17 protein-coding genes and 2 pseudogenes are annotated in these 19,202 nt (G+C 71.8%); 15 read left to right on the forward strand and 4 right to left on the reverse strand.

Going from position 1 to position 19,202, the window contains the following annotated elements; all coding sequences use genetic code 11:
* Nucleotides 1-137: 137 nt before the first annotated feature.
* The 5 genes and pseudogenes from ABTX60_RS05540 (at nt 138) to ABTX60_RS05560 (ending at nt 4,725) form a co-directional block, all read left to right on the forward strand.
* On the forward strand, nt 138-1,064 hold the full coding sequence (locus ABTX60_RS05540) for an ABC transporter permease (RefSeq protein WP_031103287.1): 927 nt from the start codon (nt 138-140) through the stop codon (nt 1,062-1,064).
* A complete protein-coding gene (locus ABTX60_RS05545; protein ID WP_352095753.1) occupies nt 1,057-2,025 on the forward strand; it encodes an ABC transporter permease in 969 nt (322 codons plus the stop codon). Before ABTX60_RS05540 ends, ABTX60_RS05545 begins: the two co-directional genes overlap by 8 nt.
* Before the next feature lie 11 nt (nt 2,026-2,036).
* Nucleotides 2,037-3,095 (forward strand): ABC transporter ATP-binding protein, encoded by a 1,059-nt coding sequence (locus ABTX60_RS05550; protein WP_352095754.1) that lies wholly within the window; start codon nt 2,037-2,039, stop codon nt 3,093-3,095.
* Nucleotides 3,088-4,236 (forward strand): ABC transporter ATP-binding protein, encoded by a 1,149-nt coding sequence (locus ABTX60_RS05555; RefSeq protein WP_352095755.1) that lies wholly within the window; start codon nt 3,088-3,090, stop codon nt 4,234-4,236. The genes ABTX60_RS05550 and ABTX60_RS05555 overlap by 8 nt, the downstream gene beginning before the upstream one ends.
* Nucleotides 4,237-4,312: 76 nt before the next feature.
* A pseudogene (locus ABTX60_RS05560) lies at nt 4,313-4,725 on the forward strand (VOC family protein).
* Nucleotides 4,726-4,847: 122 nt separating this feature from the next.
* On the opposite strand, the gene ABTX60_RS05565 reads toward ABTX60_RS05560, so the two are convergent.
* On the reverse strand, nt 4,848-6,974 hold the full coding sequence (locus ABTX60_RS05565) for a S9 family peptidase (protein WP_352095756.1): 2,127 nt from the start codon (nt 6,972-6,974) through the stop codon (nt 4,848-4,850).
* Nucleotides 6,975-7,151: 177 nt separating this feature from the next.
* Here ABTX60_RS05565 and ABTX60_RS05570 point away from each other — a divergent pair, with 177 nt between their 5' ends.
* From ABTX60_RS05570 to ABTX60_RS05605, 8 genes and pseudogenes are all read left to right on the forward strand, one after another.
* A complete protein-coding gene (locus ABTX60_RS05570; protein ID WP_003992731.1) occupies nt 7,152-7,346 on the forward strand; it encodes a hypothetical protein in 195 nt (64 codons plus the stop codon).
* A 28-nt stretch (nt 7,347-7,374) separates the two neighbouring features.
* Complete coding sequence (mshB, locus tag ABTX60_RS05575) at nt 7,375-8,277, forward strand: N-acetyl-1-D-myo-inositol-2-amino-2-deoxy-alpha-D-glucopyranoside deacetylase (RefSeq protein WP_352095757.1); 903 nt, start codon at nt 7,375-7,377, stop codon at nt 8,275-8,277.
* A complete protein-coding gene (locus ABTX60_RS05580; RefSeq protein ID WP_352095758.1) occupies nt 8,274-8,684 on the forward strand; it encodes a DUF6113 family protein in 411 nt (136 codons plus the stop codon). The genes mshB and ABTX60_RS05580 overlap by 4 nt, the downstream gene beginning before the upstream one ends.
* 154 nt (nt 8,685-8,838) lie before the next feature.
* Nucleotides 8,839-11,370 carry a hypothetical protein gene (locus tag ABTX60_RS05585; protein WP_352095759.1) on the forward strand — a complete coding sequence of 844 codons (2,532 nt, stop codon included), beginning with the start codon at nt 8,839-8,841 and terminating at the stop codon, nt 11,368-11,370.
* A gap of 206 nt (nt 11,371-11,576) precedes the next feature.
* A pseudogene (locus ABTX60_RS05590) lies at nt 11,577-12,425 on the forward strand (ABC transporter ATP-binding protein); the annotation flags it as partial.
* Complete coding sequence (locus tag ABTX60_RS05595; protein WP_352095761.1) at nt 12,422-13,162, forward strand: ABC transporter permease; 741 nt, start codon at nt 12,422-12,424, stop codon at nt 13,160-13,162. The pseudogene ABTX60_RS05590 and the gene ABTX60_RS05595, both read left to right, overlap by 4 nt.
* Nucleotides 13,159-14,325, forward strand: coding sequence for a sensor histidine kinase (locus tag ABTX60_RS05600; protein ID WP_352095762.1), 1,167 nt, complete (start codon nt 13,159-13,161; stop codon nt 14,323-14,325). Before ABTX60_RS05595 ends, ABTX60_RS05600 begins: the two co-directional genes overlap by 4 nt.
* Nucleotides 14,322-14,936: a response regulator gene (locus ABTX60_RS05605; protein WP_352095763.1), complete on the forward strand. Its 615-nt coding sequence runs from the start codon at nt 14,322-14,324 to the stop codon at nt 14,934-14,936. The genes ABTX60_RS05600 and ABTX60_RS05605 overlap by 4 nt, the downstream gene beginning before the upstream one ends.
* 89 nt (nt 14,937-15,025) lie before the next feature.
* On the opposite strand, the gene ABTX60_RS05610 is transcribed toward ABTX60_RS05605, so the two are convergent.
* Together ABTX60_RS05610 and ABTX60_RS05615 are read right to left on the reverse strand one after the other, a co-directional pair.
* Nucleotides 15,026-15,877, reverse strand: a complete 852-nt coding sequence (locus tag ABTX60_RS05610) for a transglutaminase family protein (RefSeq protein WP_352095764.1) — start codon at nt 15,875-15,877, stop codon at nt 15,026-15,028.
* 30 nt (nt 15,878-15,907) lie between these two features.
* A complete protein-coding gene (locus ABTX60_RS05615) occupies nt 15,908-16,924 on the reverse strand; it encodes a GNAT family N-acetyltransferase (RefSeq protein WP_352095765.1) in 1,017 nt (338 codons plus the stop codon).
* A 140-nt stretch (nt 16,925-17,064) separates the two neighbouring features.
* Here ABTX60_RS05615 and fdxA point away from each other — a divergent pair, with 140 nt between their 5' ends.
* Both fdxA and ABTX60_RS05625 read left to right on the forward strand, forming a co-directional pair.
* Nucleotides 17,065-17,385 carry a ferredoxin gene (fdxA, locus tag ABTX60_RS05620; protein ID WP_003973842.1) on the forward strand — a complete coding sequence of 107 codons (321 nt, stop codon included), beginning with the start codon at nt 17,065-17,067 and terminating at the stop codon, nt 17,383-17,385.
* Between the two features lie 120 nt (nt 17,386-17,505).
* On the forward strand, nt 17,506-18,597 hold the full coding sequence (locus ABTX60_RS05625) for a bifunctional succinyldiaminopimelate transaminase/glutamate-prephenate aminotransferase (protein ID WP_352095766.1): 1,092 nt from the start codon (nt 17,506-17,508) through the stop codon (nt 18,595-18,597).
* A gap of 81 nt (nt 18,598-18,678) precedes the next feature.
* Here the strand turns inward: ABTX60_RS05625 and ABTX60_RS05630 are convergent, their stop codons facing one another.
* Nucleotides 18,679-19,116 carry an ATP-binding protein gene (locus ABTX60_RS05630; protein ID WP_352095767.1) on the reverse strand — a complete coding sequence of 146 codons (438 nt, stop codon included), beginning with the start codon at nt 19,114-19,116 and terminating at the stop codon, nt 18,679-18,681.
* Between the last annotated feature and the right edge of the window lie 86 nt (nt 19,117-19,202).

A 19,202-nucleotide genomic window follows, 5' to 3' on the forward strand; every position in this document is an offset into this window, starting at 1 on the left:
CGCAGACCGGTGCCGCCTCTCCCGCACAAGGGGAGCGGCGGCGCCGGTCCGTAGGCACAGGCCTCCACCTCACCCCCCTAACCTGCGGTAGATGAGTGCGCAGGCCTCGCCGACCCCTCACGGCATGGAGGCGCAAGATGGGGCGCTACGCCGCCAGGCGACTGCTCCAGATGATCCCGATCTTCATCGGGACAACTCTGTTGATCTTCTTGATGGTCCACATCCTTCCGGGCGACCCGGTCCGGGCCATCTACGGGGACAAGGCTCCCGATCCCGCACAGATCGCGCAGATCAAGCGCGAGTACGGCTTCGACAAGCCCGTCCTCGAGCAGTACTTCCACTACATGCTGAATCTCCTCAAGGGAGACTTCGGCAACAACCTCGCCGGACGCCCGGTCATCGACCTCATGAGCGAGGCCTTCCCGGTGACCCTGCGGCTGACGCTGCTGGCCATCACCATCGAGATCATCATCGGCGTGGGCCTGGGGGCGTGGGCCGGTCTGCGGGCCGGTAAGGCCGCCGACACCGGTGTGCTGGTCTTCACCCTGACGGTGATCTCCATCCCGGTGTTCGTCCTCGGCTTCATCGCCCGGTTCATCTTCGCCGACGAACTCGGCTGGCTGCCGCCCAACGTCCAGGACTCCACGTCCTACTCGCAGTTGTTCCTGCCCGCGTTCGTCCTGGCCATGCTGTCCATGGCCTATGTTGCCCGGCTGACCCGGACGACCTTCGCCGAGAACCTGCGCGCCGACTACATGCGCACCGCGCTCGCCAAGGGCCTGCCCCGGCGCCGCATCATCGGTGTCCACCTGCTGCGCAACTCGCTGATCCCGGTCGTCACCTTCGTCGGCACCGACGTCGGCGGCTTCATCGGCGGTGCGGTCATCACCGAGGGCATCTTCAACATCCAGGGTGTCGGCAACCTCCTCTACAGGGCGATCCAGACGAGCGAGGGCTCGACGGTCACGGGTGTGGTGACGGTCCTCGTCCTCGTCATCCTCCTGATCAACCTGCTCATCGACCTGCTGTACGCGGTCCTGGACCCGAGGATCCGGTATGCCTGACGTGACCAAGGCCCAGACCGCCGACGCCGCGGCCGTGGACGCCATCGCCCCGCCGGCCGTCGACGCACCCGGCAAGCAGAGCACGCAGAAGAGCGAGAAGCCCCGCTCCCTGTGGGGTGACGCCTGGTACGACCTGCGGCACCGGCCCATGTTCTGGATCTCCTCGGTGCTGCTGGTCCTGCTGCTGGTGATCGCCGCGTTCCCCGGCATGTTCACCAGCGTCGACCCGCGTGACGGCGACCTGGTCCACCACTACCTGGGCAAGCCGGAGCTGGGGCACTTCTTCCAGCCGGACTGGTTCGGCTACGACCAGCAGGGCCGCTCGATCTACTCGCGCGTCATCCACGGCACCCGTGCCTCGATCCTCGTCGGCGTCTGCGTCACCGCGGCCGTCACGCTGCTCGGCGGACTGCTCGGCATGCTGGCCGGCTACTTCGGCGGCTGGGTCGACTCGGTGATCTCCCGGATCGTCGACATCTTCTTCGGCCTGCCGTTCCTGCTCGGCACCATGGTCGTCCTGAACGCCTTCACCGAGCGCAAGGTGTACGTGGTCATCCTGGCTCTGGCCTTCCTTGGCTGGACCTCGATCGCCCGCGTCATGCGCAGCTCGGTGATCACCGCCAAGCAGGCGGACTACGTGACGGCGGCCCGGGCGCTCGGCGCCGGCACCACGCGGATCCTGTTCCGCCACGTGATGCCGAACGCCGTCGCGCCGACCATCGTCGTGGCCACGATCGCGCTCGGCGGTTACATCTCCGCGGAGGCCACGCTGTCGTTCCTCGGCCTCGGCCTCAGCGACCCGACGATCTCGTGGGGCATCGACATCTCCGAGGGCAGCAAGGTGATCCGGGACAACCCGCACACGCTGCTGTTCCCGGCGGGCATGCTCAGCCTCACCGTCTTCGCGTTCATCATGCTCGGCGACGCGGTGCGCGACGCCCTTGACCCGAAGCTGCGCTGAGGAGGGCGTACGTGACCACCATCGACAAGACCCGGAACGTCCCCGAGCCGCGCGGCGCGGCCGAGGGTGACGTTCCCCTGCTCGAAGTGCGCGACCTGCACGTCGAGTTCCACACCCGCGACGGTGTGGCCAAGGCCGTCAACGGCGTCAACTACACCGTGAGCTCCGGCGAGACCCTCGCCGTGCTCGGTGAGTCCGGCTCCGGCAAGTCCGTGACCGCCCAGGCGATCATGGGCATTCTCGACATGCCGCCCGGGCGGATCCCGCAGGGGCAGATCCTGTACCGGGGCGAGGACATGCTCACCATGTCCGGCGACGCCCGGCGCAGGATCCGGGGCCGGAAGATCGCCATGATCTTCCAGGACGCGCTGTCCGCGCTGAACCCGGTGCTGTCCGTCGGCTACCAGCTCGGCGAGATGTTCCGCGTCCACCAGGGCCTCAGCAAGAAGGAAGCCAAGGCCAAGGCCATCGAGCTGATGGACCGCGTGAAGATCCCGGCCGCGAAGGAGCGCGTCGGCGACTACCCGCACCAGTTCTCCGGCGGTATGCGCCAGCGCATCATGATCGCCATGGCGCTCGCCCTGGAGCCGGACCTGATCATCGCCGACGAGCCGACCACGGCCCTCGACGTGACGGTCCAGGCCCAGGTGATGGACCTGCTCGCGGAGCTGCAGCGCGAGTACAACATGGGCCTGATCCTGATCACCCACGACCTCGGCGTCGTCGCCGACGTCGCGGACAAGATCGCCGTGATGTACGCGGGCCGGATCGTGGAGACCGCGCCCGTGCACGAGCTGTACAAGCGGCCCGCGCACCCCTACACCAAGGGTCTGCTCGAATCGATCCCGCGCCTGGACCAGAAGGGCCAGGACCTGTACGCGATCAAGGGCCTGCCGCCCAACCTGACGCGTATCCCGTCCGGTTGTGCCTTCAACCCGCGGTGCCCGCAGGCCCAGGACATCTGCCGTACGGACCTGCCGCCGCTGCACCCGGTCACCGAGCGGGACGGCGGCGAGCTGGCCGGCCGCGGCAGCGCGTGCCACTTCTGGAAGGAGACGATCCATGGCTGAGCTGGACAAGACGGACGAATCCATGGACGCCACCCCCAATGTCACCGAGGTCGAGACGGTCGACGCGGCCACCGACGAGGAGGCCGTCGCCGCCATCGAGGCGCCGGTCGAACGCGGTGAGCCGATCCTGCAGGTGCGCAACCTGGTCAAGCACTTCCCGCTGACCCAGGGCATCCTGTTCAAGCGTCAGATCGGTGCGGTCAAGGCCGTGGACGGGGTCTCCTTCGACCTCTACCAGGGCGAGACGCTCGGCATCGTGGGCGAGTCCGGCTGTGGCAAGTCCACCGTCGCCAAGCTGCTGATGATGCTGGAGAAGGCGACCGCGGGCGAGATCTTCTACAAGGGCCAGGACATCACCAGGCTGTCCGGGCGTGCGCTGAAGGCGGTCCGCCGGAACATCCAGATGGTGTTCCAGGACCCGTACACCTCGCTCAACCCCCGTATGACGGTGGGCGACATCATCGGGGAACCCTTCGACATCCACCCCGAGGTGGCCCCGAAGGGCGACCGCCGCCGCAAGGTCCAGGAACTCCTGGACGTCGTCGGTCTCAACCCCGAGTACATCAACCGCTACCCGCACCAGTTCTCGGGCGGTCAGCGCCAGCGCATCGGCATCGCCCGCGGCCTGGCCCTGAACCCCGAGATCATCATCTGCGACGAGCCGGTCTCCGCGCTGGACGTGTCCGTCCAGGCGCAGGTCATCAACCTGATGGAGAAGCTGCAGAACGAGTTCAACCTCTCGTATCTCTTCATCGCGCACGACCTGTCGATCGTCCGGCACATCTCGGACCGTGTGGGTGTGATGTACCTCGGCAAGATGGCCGAGATCGGGTCGGACACGGAGATCTACGACCACCCGACGCACCCCTACACGCAGGCGCTGCTGTCGGCCGTCCCGGTCCCCGACCCGGAGTCCCGTGAGGGCCGCGAGCGGATCATCCTCACCGGCGACGTCCCGTCCCCGGCCAACCCGCCCTCGGGCTGCCGCTTCCGCACCCGCTGCTGGAAGGCCGAGGACAAGTGCGCGCAGGAGGTCCCGCTCCTGGCCATCCCCGAGCGTTTCCAGGGCTCGGACACCCCGGCGGCCCACGAATCCGCCTGCCACTTCGCGGAGGAAAAGGACGTGGTCCACGCGGCCTGACTCGCCGTTCGACGTCCGCACCGGTTCCCGGCGTCCCTGCAACGGGGTGCCGGGAACCGGCATGCGAGGATCCTGGATGCTGCATCACATCGAACTGTGGGTTCCCGACCTGCCGCGGGCGGTCGCCGAATGGGGCTGGCTCCTCGGCCGCCTCGGCTGCCGTACCAGGAATGGGAACACGGCCGCAGCCGGCGCCTCGGCCCGGCCTACCTCGTCGTCGGGCAGTCGCCCGCGATGAGCGAAACCGGGCACGACCGCATGCGGCCCGGGCTCAATCACCTCGCGTTCCACGCCGGGCCCCCCGCGCGCGTGGACGCGCTGGCCGCCGAGGCCCCCGGCCACGGTTGGAGGCCGCTTTTCGCCGACCGCTACCCGTACGCCGGCGGCCCCGAGCACTACGCGGCCTATCTCTCGAACAGCGACGGCTTCGAGGTGGAATGCGTGGCGTCCGAGTTCGGCACCCCCGCACCCGCCCGCCAACTGCGTTAACACGCAGGCAACTTCGCTGACCCGGTTCCGATATACGGACACGTCAGGCTGGTCAGCGTACGGCCGTGCGGGTGCCGTAGGCGGGCCGGAACGCCGGGAGGCGTTCCGGCCCGTCGCCGTGTTCAGGGGGCCGTGAGGCCCAGCGAGCGCTTCAGGAAGTCGACCTGGAGGAGGAGCAGGTTCTCGGCGACCTGCTCCTGAGGGGTGATGTGGGTGACGCCGGACAGCGGCAGCACCTCGTGGGGGCGGCCGGCCGCCAGCAGGGCCGAGGACAGGCGCAGGGCGTGGGCGACCACGACGTTGTCGTCGGCGAGGCCGTGCACGACCATCAAGGGACGGTGCGGCTCGGCGGGGGAGGACAGTCCCTCGGCGGTGACGAGGGAGCTCTTCGCGTACGCCTCCGGCTGCTCCGCCGGAGTGCCCAGGTAGCGCTCGGTGTAGTGGGTGTCGTACAGGCTCCAGTCCGTCACCGGCGCGCCCGCGATGCCCGCGTGGAAGACGTCCGGGCGGCGCAGCACCGCGAGGCCCGCCAGCCAGCCGCCGTAGGACCAGCCGCGGATCGCCACCCGGGACAGGTCCAGGGGGTGGCGCTTCGCGAGGTCCTCCAGGGCCTCCACCTGGTCGTCCAGCGACAGCGTGAAGTCGTGGTGGATCGCCTTCTCCCAGGCGGGGGAGCGGCCCGGAGTGCCGCGGCCGTCCGCGACCACGACCGCGAAGCCCTGGTCCGCGAACCACTGCGAGGTGAGGTGGGCGTTGTGCGCGGCCACCACCCGCTGGCCGTGCGGGCCTCCGTACGGGTCCATGAGCACCGGCAGTGGGGTGTCACCGTCGTAGTCCCGAGGCATAAGCACGGCGCACGGGATGCGGCGTGCGCCCCCCTCGGTGAGCGTCACGCGGGGGGACATACCGGGATCTTCGGCGTACGAAGGGACAGTCCTGGTCGGTTTTCCGTCGCGCAGGACCTGCACCAGTGAACCTGGCCGGTTCAGTGCCGCCGAGACCAGGACCGTCACCTGCCCGGCCCGCACCGCCGCGTGCACGCCCGGCTCCCGCGAGACGCGCTCCACGCCCAGCTCGTTCACCCGGTACACGTGCACCTCGCCCGTCTCCGCCTCCCCGGTGGCCTCCGCGCCCGCCGACGCCGAGATCAGCACGTCGTGCTCGGAGACGTCCAGCAGGGCCCGGACGTGCAGCTGCGCGCCGGTGAGCGGCCGGTCCCCGACCGCCAGCACACGCGCCCCGCCCTCGTCTGCGATCCGCACCAGCTGACCGGACGGGCTCCAGCACGGGACCCCGGGGAAAAGATCAAGCCATGTTCGATCTTCGTCGGCGTGCACCATCCGGGTCGCGCCCGAGTCCGGATCCACGGCCAGGACCAGCTGACTGCGCTGGTCGCGCGCCTGTACGAGCAGCAGTGGCGCGCCCGCCGCTGACCAGTGGACATGTGCCAGGTACGGGTAGCGCGCCCGGTCCCAGACGACCTCCGTCCGCAGCCCGTCCAGGCCGATCACGAACAGCCGCACCTCCGCGTTGCCGGTGCCGGCCGCCGGGTACGGAACCCGCTGCGGCTCCCGCTCCGGATGGGCGGGGTCGGCGATCCACCAGCGCCGCACCGGCGAGTCGTCCACCCGTGCCACGAGCAGCCGGTCCGACTCCGGGGCCCACCAGAAGCCCCGCGAGCGCCCCATCTCCTCGGCCGCGATGAACTCGGCCAGTCCGAACGAGACATTCTCCGACTCCGGCCCGGCGAGCGCCCGGTCGTCCTCTCCCTCGGCGCCCACCACCCGCAGGGCGCCCTGCGCGACATACGCGACGTGCCGCCCGTCGGGCGAGGGGCGCGGGTCGATCACGGGCCCGGGGACGGACATCTCTCGCGCCGTCCCGGCCCGCAGCTCGGCCGCGAAAAGCCGCCCGGACAAGGCGAAAGAGGCCACCTCGACGGCCGAGTCGGTGGCGTACCCGACGATGCCGGCCCCGCCCTCACGGCTGCGTTCGCGCCGCGCCCGTTCCTCGGGTGAGAGGTCCTCGGAGGCGCCGCCCAGCAGGGCGCGCGGGTCGGCGGCGACGCGCTCCGCACCCTCCTCCGGGTCGAGGACCCAGAGCGAATTCGCCCGGTCCGTACCGGAACCGGAGCGCAGGAACACGACACGCGAACCGTCGGGCGCCACGGTGAACGAACGCGGCGCGCCGAGCGTGAAGCGCTGGGTACGGGCGTGCCGTCGGGGGAAGGAGTGAGGCTCGGTCGTCATGCCCTGACCATATTGGCCATGCGCCCCCTTGTGCGGCCGTGCGCCGATCGATGCGCGCAGAGGGATAGTTATGATCAATGACGCATAGTGGGTATGCACCTGCTGGCTGCTGTACGGATTTGATGCCCCCATAGTCCGACCCCCCGCGCCCTCGTGGATCTTTGGAGGTGAGCCGCCGTGGCACTCTCGATTTCGGCGGTGGTGCTGCTGGCGATCATCGTCTTCCTGCTGATCAAGAAGTCGGGACTGAAGGCGGGGCATGCGATCGTCTGCATGCTGCTCGGCTTCTACCTCGCCTCCTCGACCGTCGCTCCCACGATCAGCGAGCTGACGACGAACATCGCGGGCATGATCGGCAGCATCAAGTTCTGAGCGTCGGGGGACCTCGTAGGCTGGTCCCATGACGGAACTGCCCTCCCCCAGGCTCTCCGAGCAGGGGGGAACCCCACCTCGCTCCGCGAGGCGTCTGCTGCTGGTGCACGCGCACCCGGACGACGAGTCGATCAACAACGGCGCGACCATGGCCCGGTACGCGGCCGAGGGTGCCCACGTCACCCTGGTCACCTGCACCCTGGGCGAGCGCGGCGAGGTCATCCCGCCCGGGCTCGCCCACCTGACCGGCGCCGCCCTGGGGCAGCACCGCCGTCGTGAGCTCACCGCCGCCATGGCCGAGCTCGGCGTCCAGGACGTCCGCCTGCTCGGCGGCGCCGGGCGCTACGGCGACTCCGGGATGATGGGCCTGCCCGACAACGACGAACCCGGCTGCTTCTGGCAGGCCGACGTCGACGAGGCCGCCGCGCACCTCGTCGAGGTCATCCGCGAGGTACGCCCCCAGGTTCTCGTCACCTACGACGACAACGGCGGCTACGGCCACCCGGACCACATCCAGGCCCACCGCGTCGCCATGCGCGCCGCGGACCTGTCCGCCGAGGCCGGCCTGCCGATCCCCAAGGTCTACTGGAACCGGGTCCCCCGGCCGGTTGTGGAGGAGTCCTTCGCGCGGCTGAGGGAGGACCTGCCCGGCACGGCCTTCGCCAAGGCCGCCGACGTCGACGACGTCCCGGGCGTCGTGCCCGAGGAACGGATCACCACCGTGATCGACGGCACCGCCCACGCCGCCGCCAAGGCCGCCGCGATGCGCGCCCACGCCACCCAGATCACCGTGGACGGGCCGTACTTCGTGCTGTCCAACGAACTCGCCCAGCCCATCCTCACCACCGAGTACTACGAGCTGGTGCGCGGCGAGGCGGGCCCCGGAGAGCGGGAGACGGATCTGTTCGCCGGTCTCGAGGAGGCCTCATGAGCGACCGGACGTCGATGCTGGCCCAGCCGATGCGCCCGCCCACCGCCGGGCGGGTCGGCGCCTGCCTGGGGTTTCTCGTGCTCGGCGCCGTGGTCGGCGTCGCCGGGGCCCTGGTGCAGCCCGGCTGGTTCCCGGGCGGACTGCTGCTCGCCCTCGCCGCAGAGGCCGGAGCCGTTCTGGGCGCCTCATGGGCCGTCCGCGGCCGGGCGGGGGGCGTCGCGGCCGCCGCCGGCTGGATGCTCGCCGTCGTCCTGCTCACCGCCAGCCGTCCCGAGGGCGACTTCCTCTTCGCGGCGGGGAGCGGCTCCTATCTCTACCTGCTCGGGGGTATCGCCGTGGCTGTGATCTGCGCCACCCTCGCCCCGGGGCGGCAACCGGACAGCGGTCCCGTCCGACTTGCCAAGTGACGTACCACTTCGCCAGGCGTGGCCGTGGGGGTCCGGTGTGGTTTCCACGGCGGTCACGGGATACGGGCGAGAAGTGGCCAGTATGGTGGTGCGCGCCGCCGAGCTGCCCGCGTGAGGTTGTGTCGGGCGGCGGAGCCAACCGGGAGAACCTGCCTTGAGTCGTGAAACTGACACTCCGTCCTCCGGGCCCAACGGGCGCGGCGGAGCCGCCTACCCGTCGGGTACGCCGCCGTACGGGATTCCGGCGGTCTCCGACGCCGCTACGGACGCGGGCCGTTCCGCCGCGCGGCCGGAGGAACGCAAGACCGAGACCACGCTGACGACCCGGATCCGGATCAACATCCCCGGGTCGCGGCCCATTCCGCCCGTGGTGGTGCGCAAGCCCGTCGCGGAGACGGAGGAGACGGCCGACACCGAGACGCGGGGTGAGGCGCCGGCAGCGCCGGGCGCCGCCCCGTCCCCGTCACCGGTCGAGCCTCCCGCCGAGCCCGGCCAGCCGGGCGACGACAAGCCGGCCAGCGACTGGTTCGCGCCCCGCAAGTCGGGTGGCGGCAAGGGCGGTCCGGGCAGCGGCTCCACCAACGGGGCTGGCATGCCGGGCGGTTCGCGCCCGGCGTCGGGTGGTCCCGGTGCCGCGGCGCCGGGTTCCGGTGCGTCCGCTGGGGCGCGGCCTGGCACCGGGCGGCCCGGAGGCGTGGTCGGCTCCATGGGCGCGCCGGGCGGCTCCCGGTCCGGCGGTACCAACGGCGCCGGTCTTCCGGGCGGCGCGACCGGCGGCCCCGTCGCGCCCGGGCACGGCGGCGGCACCGGCTCCTTCGACGTCACCGAGGCCCTGGCGGCGGGTCCGCTGGGCAGCGGCTCGCGTCCCACCCCGGGCGGCGGCGAACCCCGCCGCGACGACCTGCCGTACTTCTCCGAGAACGACCGCGACGGACAGAGCGGACAGAACGGGCAGGGTGGCTACGGCGGTCCGTCCGGCGGCCCCGGGTCGCGGGGCCCGGCCGGCCCGACCGGCGGACCCGTCACGGGCGACGGCCCGATGGTGCCGCCGGCCGGTGGCCCGGGCGGCCCCGGCGGGTTCAACGCACCGGGCGGTCCCGACGCCTTCGACACCTCCGGCGGACCCGGGGCCTCCGGCGGCTTCGGCGACCCGGGCAGGCCCGGCGCTCCCGAGGCCTTCAACGAGCCCGGCCGCCCCGGCGCCCCCGGCGGCTTCGGCGACCCGGGCAGGCCCGGCGGCCCCGAGGCCTTCAACGAGCCCGGCCGCCCCGGCGCTGCTGGTGCCTTCGGCGACCCGGGCAGGCCCGGCGGGCCGGGTGGCCCCGGAGCCCCCGGTGCCTTCAACGAGCCCGGCCGGCCGGGAGGACCGGGTGCTCCCGGCGGTCCCGGCGCCCCCGGAGCGCCTGGCGGCCCCGCGGGCACCGGCCCGCGCGCCGGCACCCCCGGCGGCACCTCCGCTCCCGGCGCCGCAGGCCCCGGCCCCGGCGGTGGCATGAGCGACGACACCGCCATCCTCACACCGCAGAAGCCGGCCCCCGAGCCGTCGGACGGCCCGGGCTACGGCCCCCGGCACGACAACGTCTCCGGGCACACCGTCACCAGCGGCATCCCCGTCGTACCGTCCGGCGGGGCCTCGCCGTTCGCCCCGGGTGCCCCCGGTGACGGCCCGGTGCCCCACGCCGCTCCGAAGCTGCCCGAGCCGGTCTCGCCGCCCCCGGCGGGTTCCTCGAAGGCGCCGAAGAAGAAGGGGCGCAGCAAGCTCGTACTGCTGGCCGTCGGCGTGGTCGTCCTCGCCGGTGGCGTCTACGGCGCCGGTCTGCTGATGAACCGCACCGACGTGCCCAAGGGCACCACGGTGCTCGGCGTCGACATCGGCGGCACGACCCGCGACGGCGCGGTCAGGAAGCTCGACGAGGCTTTCGACGACCGCGTCGGCACGCCGCTGAAGGTGTCGCTGGGCGGCAAGACCGTCCCGCTCGACCCGGACAAGGCGGGCCTGCAATTCGACATGGACGCCACGGCCGACGCGGCGGCGAAGAGCGACTACAACCCGGTCTCCGTGATCGGCTCGCTCTTCGGCGACCACCGTGTCGTCACGCCCGTCATGCCCGTCGACGAGGAGAAACTGCACGCCTCCCTGGAGGCGGCGGCGGGCGGCTCCGGCGCGTCGACCGACGGCACGATCGAGTTCAAGAACGGCAAGGCCGTCCCGGTGTACGGCAAGACCGGTAAGGGCATCGACCTCGCCAAGTCGACGACGGTGGTGGAGGAGGCGTACCGCACCCAGGTGGAGACCGGCACACCGGGCACGGTGAACCTCCCGACCACCACCCGGCAGCCGACCGTCTCGAACGCCGAGGTCGACCGGGTCCTGAAGGACTTCGCGCAGCCCGCGATGTCGGCCAAGGCCATCGTGCAGACCGACCCGGCCCACAGCATCCCGTTCGGGGCGTTGTCGCTGCCGAAGATCCTGAGCTTCAAGGCCGTCGACGGCAAGCTGGTGGACACGTACAACCTCAAGGCGCTCCAGGAGGCGTACGGCACGACCTTCGACGGCGTGCAGATCGAGGGCGCGAGCGGCAAGCGCGACGTCACGCCGCAGGACGTCGTCACGGCCCTGCGCAAGGCCCTGCGCGGCAAGACGCCCGCGGAGCGCGTCGGAGTCATCGACACCAAGCCGAACTGACCTCCGGCCACGCGCCGTTCGAGAGCCCCTGCCCGACAAGGGCGGGGGCTCTCGCCGTCACCTCGTCGGCATGACACCTGTCATGCGGCACTCCGGACACCCGGCACTGCCCCCGCCGACACCCCCGAAGCCACGATGTCCGTATGACAACGACAGCTTCGGTGGTCGCCTTCGACCAGGTGAGCAAGGCCTACGACGCCGTCCGGGCCGTGGACGGGCTGACCCTCGGCCTCAGGCCCGGGGAGACCGTGGCACTGCTCGGCCCCAACGGTGCCGGCAAGTCCACCACCCTCGACCTGCTGCTCGGCCTCAAGAACCCCGACAGCGGCACGGTCCGGCTCTTCGGCACCAGCCCCCGGGAGGCCATCGTCGCCGGGCGCGTGGGCGCCATGCTGCAGAGCGGCGGGCTCATGGACGAGGTCACGGTCGCCGAACTCGTGCGGCTCGCCTGCGACCTGCACCCCAAGCCGTACCGGCCCTCCGAGGTCCTGTCCCGGGCGGGCGTCGCGCAGATCGCCGACCGCAAGGTCGACAAGCTCTCCGGCGGACAGGCCCAGCGCGTCCGCTTCGCCCTCGCCACCGCCGGCGACAGCGACCTCATCGTCCTGGACGAGCCCACCACCGGTATGGACGTCACCACCCGCCAGGCGTTCTGGGCCACCATGCGCGAGCAGGCCGACCAGGGCCGGACCGTCCTCTTCGCCACCCACTACCTCGAAGAGGCCGACGCCGTCGCCGACCGGGTCCTCGTCCTGCACCGCGGCCGTCTCCTCGCCGACGGCACGGCTGCCGAGATCAAGGCCAAGGCGGGCGCCCGCCGGATCTCCTTCGACCTGGAGGGCACCATCGACGAGGCGGCCCTGCGCGCCCTGCCCTTCCTGGCCGGCATCGACATCTCCGGCCGGACCGTGCGCATCCAGTCCACCGACGCCGACGCCACCGTCCACGCCCTGTACGGCCTCGGTGTCTACGCCCGCAACCTCGAAGTCGCCGGACTCGGCCTGGAGCAGGCGTTCGTCGCCATCACCACCGCCGAGGAGGCGAAGTCGAAGTGAACAGCCTGATCAAGCTGGAACTCACCCGCGCCCTGCGCAACCGCAAGTTCCTGTTCTTCTCCGTGATCTACCCGTCGGTGCTGTTCCTGATCATCGCGGGCAACGCCGACAGCACCACCAAGGTCCCCGGCAGCGACCTGACCCTCCCGACCTACATGATGGTCTCCATGGCGTCCTTCGGCGCCCTCACGGCCGTCCTCATGGGCAACAGCGAGCGCATCGCCAAGGAACGCGAGGGCGGCTGGGTGCGGCAACTGCGCCTGACCACGCTGCCGGGCCGCGGCTACGTCCTCGCCAAGACCGCGAGCGCCGCCGTCGTGAGCCTGCCGTCCATCGTCATCGTCTTCGCCGTGGCGGCGGCCGTGAAGGACGTCCGCCTGGATGCCTGGCAGTGGCTCGCCCTCACGGGTGCGATCTGGGCCGGCAGCCTCGTCTTCGCCGCGCTCGGTGTCGCCCTCGGCTATCTGGCCGGCGGGGACGCGGTCCGGCCGATCACGATGATCATCTACTTCGGCCTGTCCATGCTGGGCGGTCTGTGGATGCCCACGACGACCTTCCCGGGCTGGCTCCAGGACATCGCGAAGTGGCTGCCCACGCACGCGTACGCTGCCCTGGGCCAGGCCATCGAGCAGAGCCGGGCCCCGCACGTCCAGGATCTCGCCGTCCTCGTGGTGTCGTTCGTCCTCTTCGCGGGCGGCGCGGCCTGGCTGTACCGGAAGGACACCCTGAAGGCGTGAACGACGTCGGCGTCGGCATCGGGCAGCGCCCGGTCAACCGCAGGCAGCGGGTGGTGAAGTCGCTGTGGACCGGCATCTGGCTGGTCTACCTGGGCGCACCCGTCACCGACCTGCTGCACGGCGGCCACAGCACGGGCGTGCGGATCCTCGGCTGGCTCGGCCTGGCCGCCTTCGTGGCCTGGTACATGCTGCTGGTCTTCCGCACCGGCCGCGGTGAGCGCAACGGCCTGGTGCTCGGCTCGCTCGGGGTCCTCGCCGCCCAGTCCACGCTCCTCGCCCTCACCCTGGGCCGCGAGTGGCTGGTGCTGTTCGTCTACGTGTCGATCGCGTCCGGCGCCGCCCTGCCGCTGCGCATGGCCCGCTGGACGATCCCGGGCGCCTGCGCGCTGCTGACCGCCGTGGCGTTCGCCGTGCCGGGCGGGCACTCCTACCTAGCCGGGCTGCTCATCCCGGCCCTGCTCGGCGGCTTCGCGATGACCGGCGTACGCGAACTCGTCCGGACGACCATCGCCCTGCGCGAGGCCCGCGCGACCGTCGCCCAGCTCGCCGCCAACGAGGAGCGCCTGCGCCTGGCCCGGGACCTGCACGATCTGCTCGGCCACTCGCTCTCCCTGATCACGCTCAAGAGCGAACTGGCCGGGCGGATGCTGCCCGGGCAGCCCGACAAGGCGGCCCAGCAGGTCGCCGACATCGAGCGGGTCAGCCGCCAGGCCCTCGTCGACGTACGTGAGGCCGTCACCGGCTATCGCCGCCCCCGCCTGAACGGCGAACTCGCCGGTGCCCGGGTCGCCCTGACCGCGGCCGGCGTCACCGCCGAGCTGCCCGCCGAACCCGGCCTCGCCGGTGTGCCAGAGGAGAGCGAGTCCGCCCTCGCCTGGGCGCTGCGCGAGGCGGTCACCAACGTCGTACGGCACAGCGGCGCCCGACACTGCACGGTCGAGCTGGTGGGCCGTCAGACCCTCGACGGGCCGGTCCTGGAACTCACCGTCGAGGACGACGGCTCTGGCGGCAAGGGCACCGGCACCGGGAACGGCCTCGCGGGTCTCACCGAACGCCTCACCAAGGCGGGCGGCACCCTGGAGGCCGGCCCGTCCAGGCACGGCTTCCGCCTGGTCGCCCGCGTGCCGACGGCCGGACCGGCGGACGTAGGATCCCGGGCATGAGCCGCACGATCAAGGTCCTGCTCGCCGAGGACCAGTCGATGGTCCGCGAGGCCCTGGCCGCACTGCTCGGCCTGGAGGAGGACATCGAGGTCGTGGCCCAGGTGGCCCGTGGCGACGAGGTCCTCCCTGCGGCCCGGGCCCACGCCGTGGACGTGGCGCTGCTGGACATCGAGATGCCCGGTGCGACGGGCATCGAGGCCGCGGCCCGCCTGCACGCCGAACTCCCGGCCGTGAAACTGGTCATCCTCACCACCTTCGGCCGCCCCGGCTACCTGCGCAGCGCGATGGAGTCCGGCGCCGACGCCTTCCTGGTCAAGGACGCCCCGGCCGCCCAGCTCGCCGAGGCCGTCCGCAAGGTCCTCACCGGCGAACGGGTCATCGACCCGACCCTCGCGGCAGCGGCCCTGGCGGAGGGCGCCAACCCACTGACGGACCGGGAGCGAGAGGTCCTCCGCGCGGCCGCCGACGGCTCCACCAACGCCGAACTGGCCACAACCCTGCACCTCTCCCAGGGCACGGTCCGCAACTACCTCAGCACAGCCATTCAGAAGCTGGCGGTACGCAACCGGGCTGAGGCCGTCCGGGTGGCCCGCGAAAAGGGCTGGTTGTAAGAGCGCCCCGTCAGGGGCGCGGGGAACTGCGCGAACGGCCTCCACGCACCCGCACACGCAAGATCACCGGAAGCCCTACGGCGAAGAGGTCAGTTCAACATCGCCCGAGCCGCCAGAGCCTCCCCTCGCACCCGCTCCGCGGCCCCCTCGTCCACCGCCGAGACCACCTCCGCGTAGGCCTCCAACTCCGAGGCCCCACCGAGAAACTCCCCCCGCTGCACGAGCAACTGCGCCCGCTCGTACCGCAACCGCGCAGGATGAGACGGCAACAGCAGCGACAGCTCGACCGCCCACAGCGCCACGTCCGACCGCTCCGGACGGGCCGCGGCCCACGCCCGCACGTTGTTCAGGATCCGCAGCACCACATCCAGCGGATCCGCCGGCCGGAGCATCGACGGCTCGATCCCCGCCCCCGTCGCCCCGGCCACCAGCAACTCGGCGTCCGCCCCCGTCAGCACCCGCCCGCCGTCGAACGGATCCGCGAGCACCTGCCCCTCGTCGGGCCCGAACCCGACGACGAAATGCCCCGGCAGGGCCACCCCGTACACCGGCGCCCCCGCCCGCCTGGCGACCTCCATCCACACCACGGACAGCAGGATCGGCAGCCCTCTGCGCCGCACCAGCACCTCGTGCAGCAGCGAGGACTCCAGGCGCTGGTAGTCACCCGGGGTGCCGTGGAACCCCATCCGGTCGCCGAGCAGCTCCCGCAGGGCGACCGCCCAGGCCCGCGGTCCGGCGGGCCGGTACGGCAGCAGCCCGGCCAGCCGGTCCAGTTCGATCTGTGCGGCGTCCAGGCCCGCCTCGTCCAGCTCCCCGTCCGCCTCCGCGCCCACCAGCAGGCACAGCGTCGACAGATCGGGCCGTTCGGACCGGGCCTCTTCGGCGAACCGCCGCCGCAGCTCGGCGGAACGCCCGGCGGACGGGGGATACGGGGGACGCATGGCTGGCTCGTGCCCTCTCGCGACGATCGGTCACCGGCCGGGGCCGCCGGCGTCCGGCGCCCGGTAGTGGTGGTAGGCGTGGTGAGTGGCGAAGCCCATGGGGGCGTACAGCGCCCGCGCTCCCGCGTTCTCGGCCTCGACCTGGAGCCACGCGGCCGACGCGCCCTCGTCGAGCGCCCGGCGGGCCAGCGCGGCCATCACGGCCGTGGCGAGACCCTGCCGCCGCAGCGCGGGATCGACCTCGACGGCGGCGAACCCGGCCCACCGTCCGTCGACGACACACCGCCCGATGGCGGCCGGAGGCCCGTCCCCGCCCGCCCCGGGCACGCTCGCGAACCACACGGAGGGCCCGCCCTGCAACACCCGCAACGCCACCTCGCTCACGCCCTTGCGCTGATACCGGGCCAGCCAGGCCTCATCGGCCTCCCGGGACAGCACGACCCCCGCGGGATCACCCCGGTCGGCGATCGGCGCCAGCGGCCCGGCCCACAGCTCGGCGGTCACCTCCCGCACCCAGCCCCGCCGCTCAAGCTCGGCGCAGAGCGACTCCTGCGTGCCCTCGGCGCCGGTCGCGGTCTGGACGTAGGCGGGCAGTCCGCGCTCGCCGTACCACCGCCGCACGGCGTCGAGCGCCTCGTCGAGCGGCACGCCCGGCGCACCCAGCGGCAGCACCGAGTTGGCCCGCCGGGTGAATCCCGACGCGGCCCGCAGCTCCCACTCGCCGAGCCGTTCGCTCTCCACGGGCCGCCAGGCCCGCGCGGCGACCCGGGCCAGCTCCTCGTACGAGGCGGCCGGACCACGGCGACGCGCCGGTGCGGAAGGCACGGTCTTGCCCGCGACCAGCGCGGATTCCGCGATCCGGACGCTCTCGCCACTCTTCCGTGTGATGAGCAGCACACCGTTGTCCCATGATGTGAGAACACCGACCGTGTCGGTGAACTTCTCACCCGGAGCGTCATGTTCGATCAAGCTCCGCACGGAGACCCGTTTGCCCACGTCAGCAGCGGTTATGCGGACCTCGAGTCGCCCGGCGGCAGAGATTTCCACAGGTCAGTTCACCCCTCCTGTTCGGATCATGCCCAAGAACGGAGATACTAGGGGCGGGCATCGACGACGCCGCGCTCCCGCGCGCCAGGCGGCGGAGCCTGAGGAGGCCCGCCAGCGCCCTATCGAGGAGGAACGACAGCGTGACCTACGTCATCGCGCAGCCTTGTGTCGACGTCAAGGACAAGGCGTGCATCGAGGAGTGCCCGGTCGACTGCATCTACGAGGGCCAGCGGTCCTTGTACATCCACCCGGACGAATGCGTCGACTGTGGTGCCTGTGAGCCGGTCTGCCCGGTCGAGGCGATCTTCTACGAGGACGACACTCCCGAGGAGTGGAAGGACTACTACAAGGCGAACGTCGAGTTCTTCGACGAGCTCGGTTCGCCGGGCGGCGCCAGCAAGCTGGGGCTGATCGAGCGCGACCACCCCTTCGTCGCCGCGCTGCCGCCGCAGAACCAGTAAGAGCGGCCCGCACTCCGTGCCGCCTCGGTCCCGTACGGCCCGATCACCCGCTGATCGCCGTACGGGGCCGAGGCGTTTGCCGTCACCGGCTCGTACGTACCAGAAAGTGAGCCAGAACCCGTGTCCGCAGTCTCCGACCGTCTGCCCACCTTCCCCTGGGACAAGCTGACCCCGTACAAGGCCACGGCCGCCGCCCACCCGGACGGCATCGTCGACCTGTCCGTCGGCACCCCCGTCGACCCGGTGCCCGAGCTGATCCAGAAAGCGCTGGTGGCCGCCGCCGACTCGCCGGGCTACCCGACCGTCTGGGGCACGCCCGAGCTGCGCGACGCGATCACCGGCTGGGTGGAGCGCCGTCTCGGCGCCCGGGACGTCACCCACCGCCATGTGCTGCCGATCGTCGGCTCCAAGGAACTCGTCGCCTGGCTCCCGACCCAGCTGGGCATCGGCCCCGGCGACCGGGTGGCCTTCCCGCGCCTCGCCTACCCCACGTACGAGGTCGGCGCCCGGCTGGCGCGCGCCGCGTACGAGGCCTACGACGACCCGACGGAGCTCGATCCCGAGGGCCTGAAGCTGCTCTGGCTGAACTCCCCGTCGAACCCCACGGGCAAGGTCCTGTCCAAGGAGGAGCTGACCCGGATCGTCGCCTGGGCCCGCTCGCACGGCATCCTGCTCTTCTCCGACGAGTGCTACCTGGAGCTGGGCTGGGAGGCCGACCCGGTCTCGGTCCTGCACCCGGACGTCAACGGCGGCTCCTACGACGGCATCGTCGCCGTCCACTCGCTCTCCAAGCGCTCGAACCTCGCCGGCTACCGCGCCGCCTTCCTGGCCGGTGACCCGGCGGTCCTCGGTCCGCTGCTGGAGATCCGCAAGCACGGCGGCATGATGACGTCGGCTCCGACGCAGGCGGCCGTGATCGCGGCCCTCGGCGACGACGACCACGTCCGTGTCCAGCGCGAGCGCTACGCGTCCCGCCGCGAGCTTCTGCGCGAGGCCCTGCTCACCCACGGCTTCCGCATCGAGCACAGCGAGGCCAGCCTCTACCTGTGGGCCACCAGGGGCGAATCCTGCTGGGACACGGTCGACCACCTCGCCAAGCGGGGCATCCTCGTGGCCCCCGGCGACTTCTACGGCCCGGCCGGCGCCGAGTTCGTCCGGGTGGCACTGACGGCGACGGACGAGAGGGTGGCGGCGGCGGTACGGCGTCTGTGACCGCTGCCGCAGTGACCACAGGCCCGAGGGGCCCAGGGAAGCATCCCTGGGCCCCTCGGGCCTCGGACGTGAGGCTCGGCGTCAGCCGACCGGCAGACCCTTCGTCGGCAGGGAGGGCACGCCGCCCTTCGCCAGGGAGTCCGTCGGCAGAGCGCCCTTGGACGAACCGGCCGCCCCACCGACGAGCTTCCCGGCGGAGCCCGCCGCCTCACCGGCCGCCTTCTGCGCGACGGGCGTGGCCTTCTTGACCGTCTTGCCGCCGAGCTTGCCCGCGGCCGGCACCGCCTTCTTGACGGTCTTGCTGCCGGTGTCACCCGCGGTCTTGGAGACTTCCGTCGCCGCACCGTCGACGGTCTTGCCGGCATTCGCCGTGTCCAGGGCGGTCAGCCCGCCGAGGTTCGGGTTGGCCGGCAGCTCGGGGGCCGCACTGGCGGAGCCGGCCGCACCGACCCCGGCAGCCGCTCCCGCAGCGACGATCAGCGCGGCACGGGCGATACGGCGGGTCAGGGGGAGGGACATGGTGCTCCTTCAACGGGAGAGAACAGAGTTTCGCGAAGTGTCCGACCGACACCGGGCGTTGATCGACTGGCTGTGATCGCCCCCGG

The sequence above is a fragment of the Streptomyces sp. NPDC126510 genome (genome assembly GCF_040302345.1).
Lineage (GTDB): Bacteria > Actinomycetota > Actinomycetes > Streptomycetales > Streptomycetaceae > Streptomyces.

Excerpts from the sequence above, each read along its gene's own strand:
- ABTX60_RS05540 (WP_031103287.1), top strand. The coding sequence starts at position 138 with ATGGGGCGCTACGCCGCCAGGCGACTGCTCCAGATGATCCCGATCTTC.
- ABTX60_RS05545 (WP_352095753.1), top strand. The coding sequence starts at position 1,057 with ATGCCTGACGTGACCAAGGCCCAGACCGCCGACGCCGCGGCCGTGGAC.
- ABTX60_RS05555 (WP_352095755.1), top strand. The coding sequence starts at position 3,088 with ATGGCTGAGCTGGACAAGACGGACGAATCCATGGACGCCACCCCCAAT.
- ABTX60_RS05565 (WP_352095756.1), bottom strand. The coding sequence starts at position 6,974 with ATGACGACCGAGCCTCACTCCTTCCCCCGACGGCACGCCCGTACCCAG.
- mshB (WP_352095757.1), top strand. The coding sequence starts at position 7,375 with ATGACGGAACTGCCCTCCCCCAGGCTCTCCGAGCAGGGGGGAACCCCA.
- ABTX60_RS05580 (WP_352095758.1), top strand. The coding sequence starts at position 8,274 with ATGAGCGACCGGACGTCGATGCTGGCCCAGCCGATGCGCCCGCCCACC.
- ABTX60_RS05605 (WP_352095763.1), top strand. The coding sequence starts at position 14,322 with ATGAGCCGCACGATCAAGGTCCTGCTCGCCGAGGACCAGTCGATGGTC.
- ABTX60_RS05610 (WP_352095764.1), bottom strand. The coding sequence starts at position 15,877 with ATGCGTCCCCCGTATCCCCCGTCCGCCGGGCGTTCCGCCGAGCTGCGG.
- ABTX60_RS05630 (WP_352095767.1), bottom strand. The coding sequence starts at position 19,116 with ATGTCCCTCCCCCTGACCCGCCGTATCGCCCGTGCCGCGCTGATCGTC.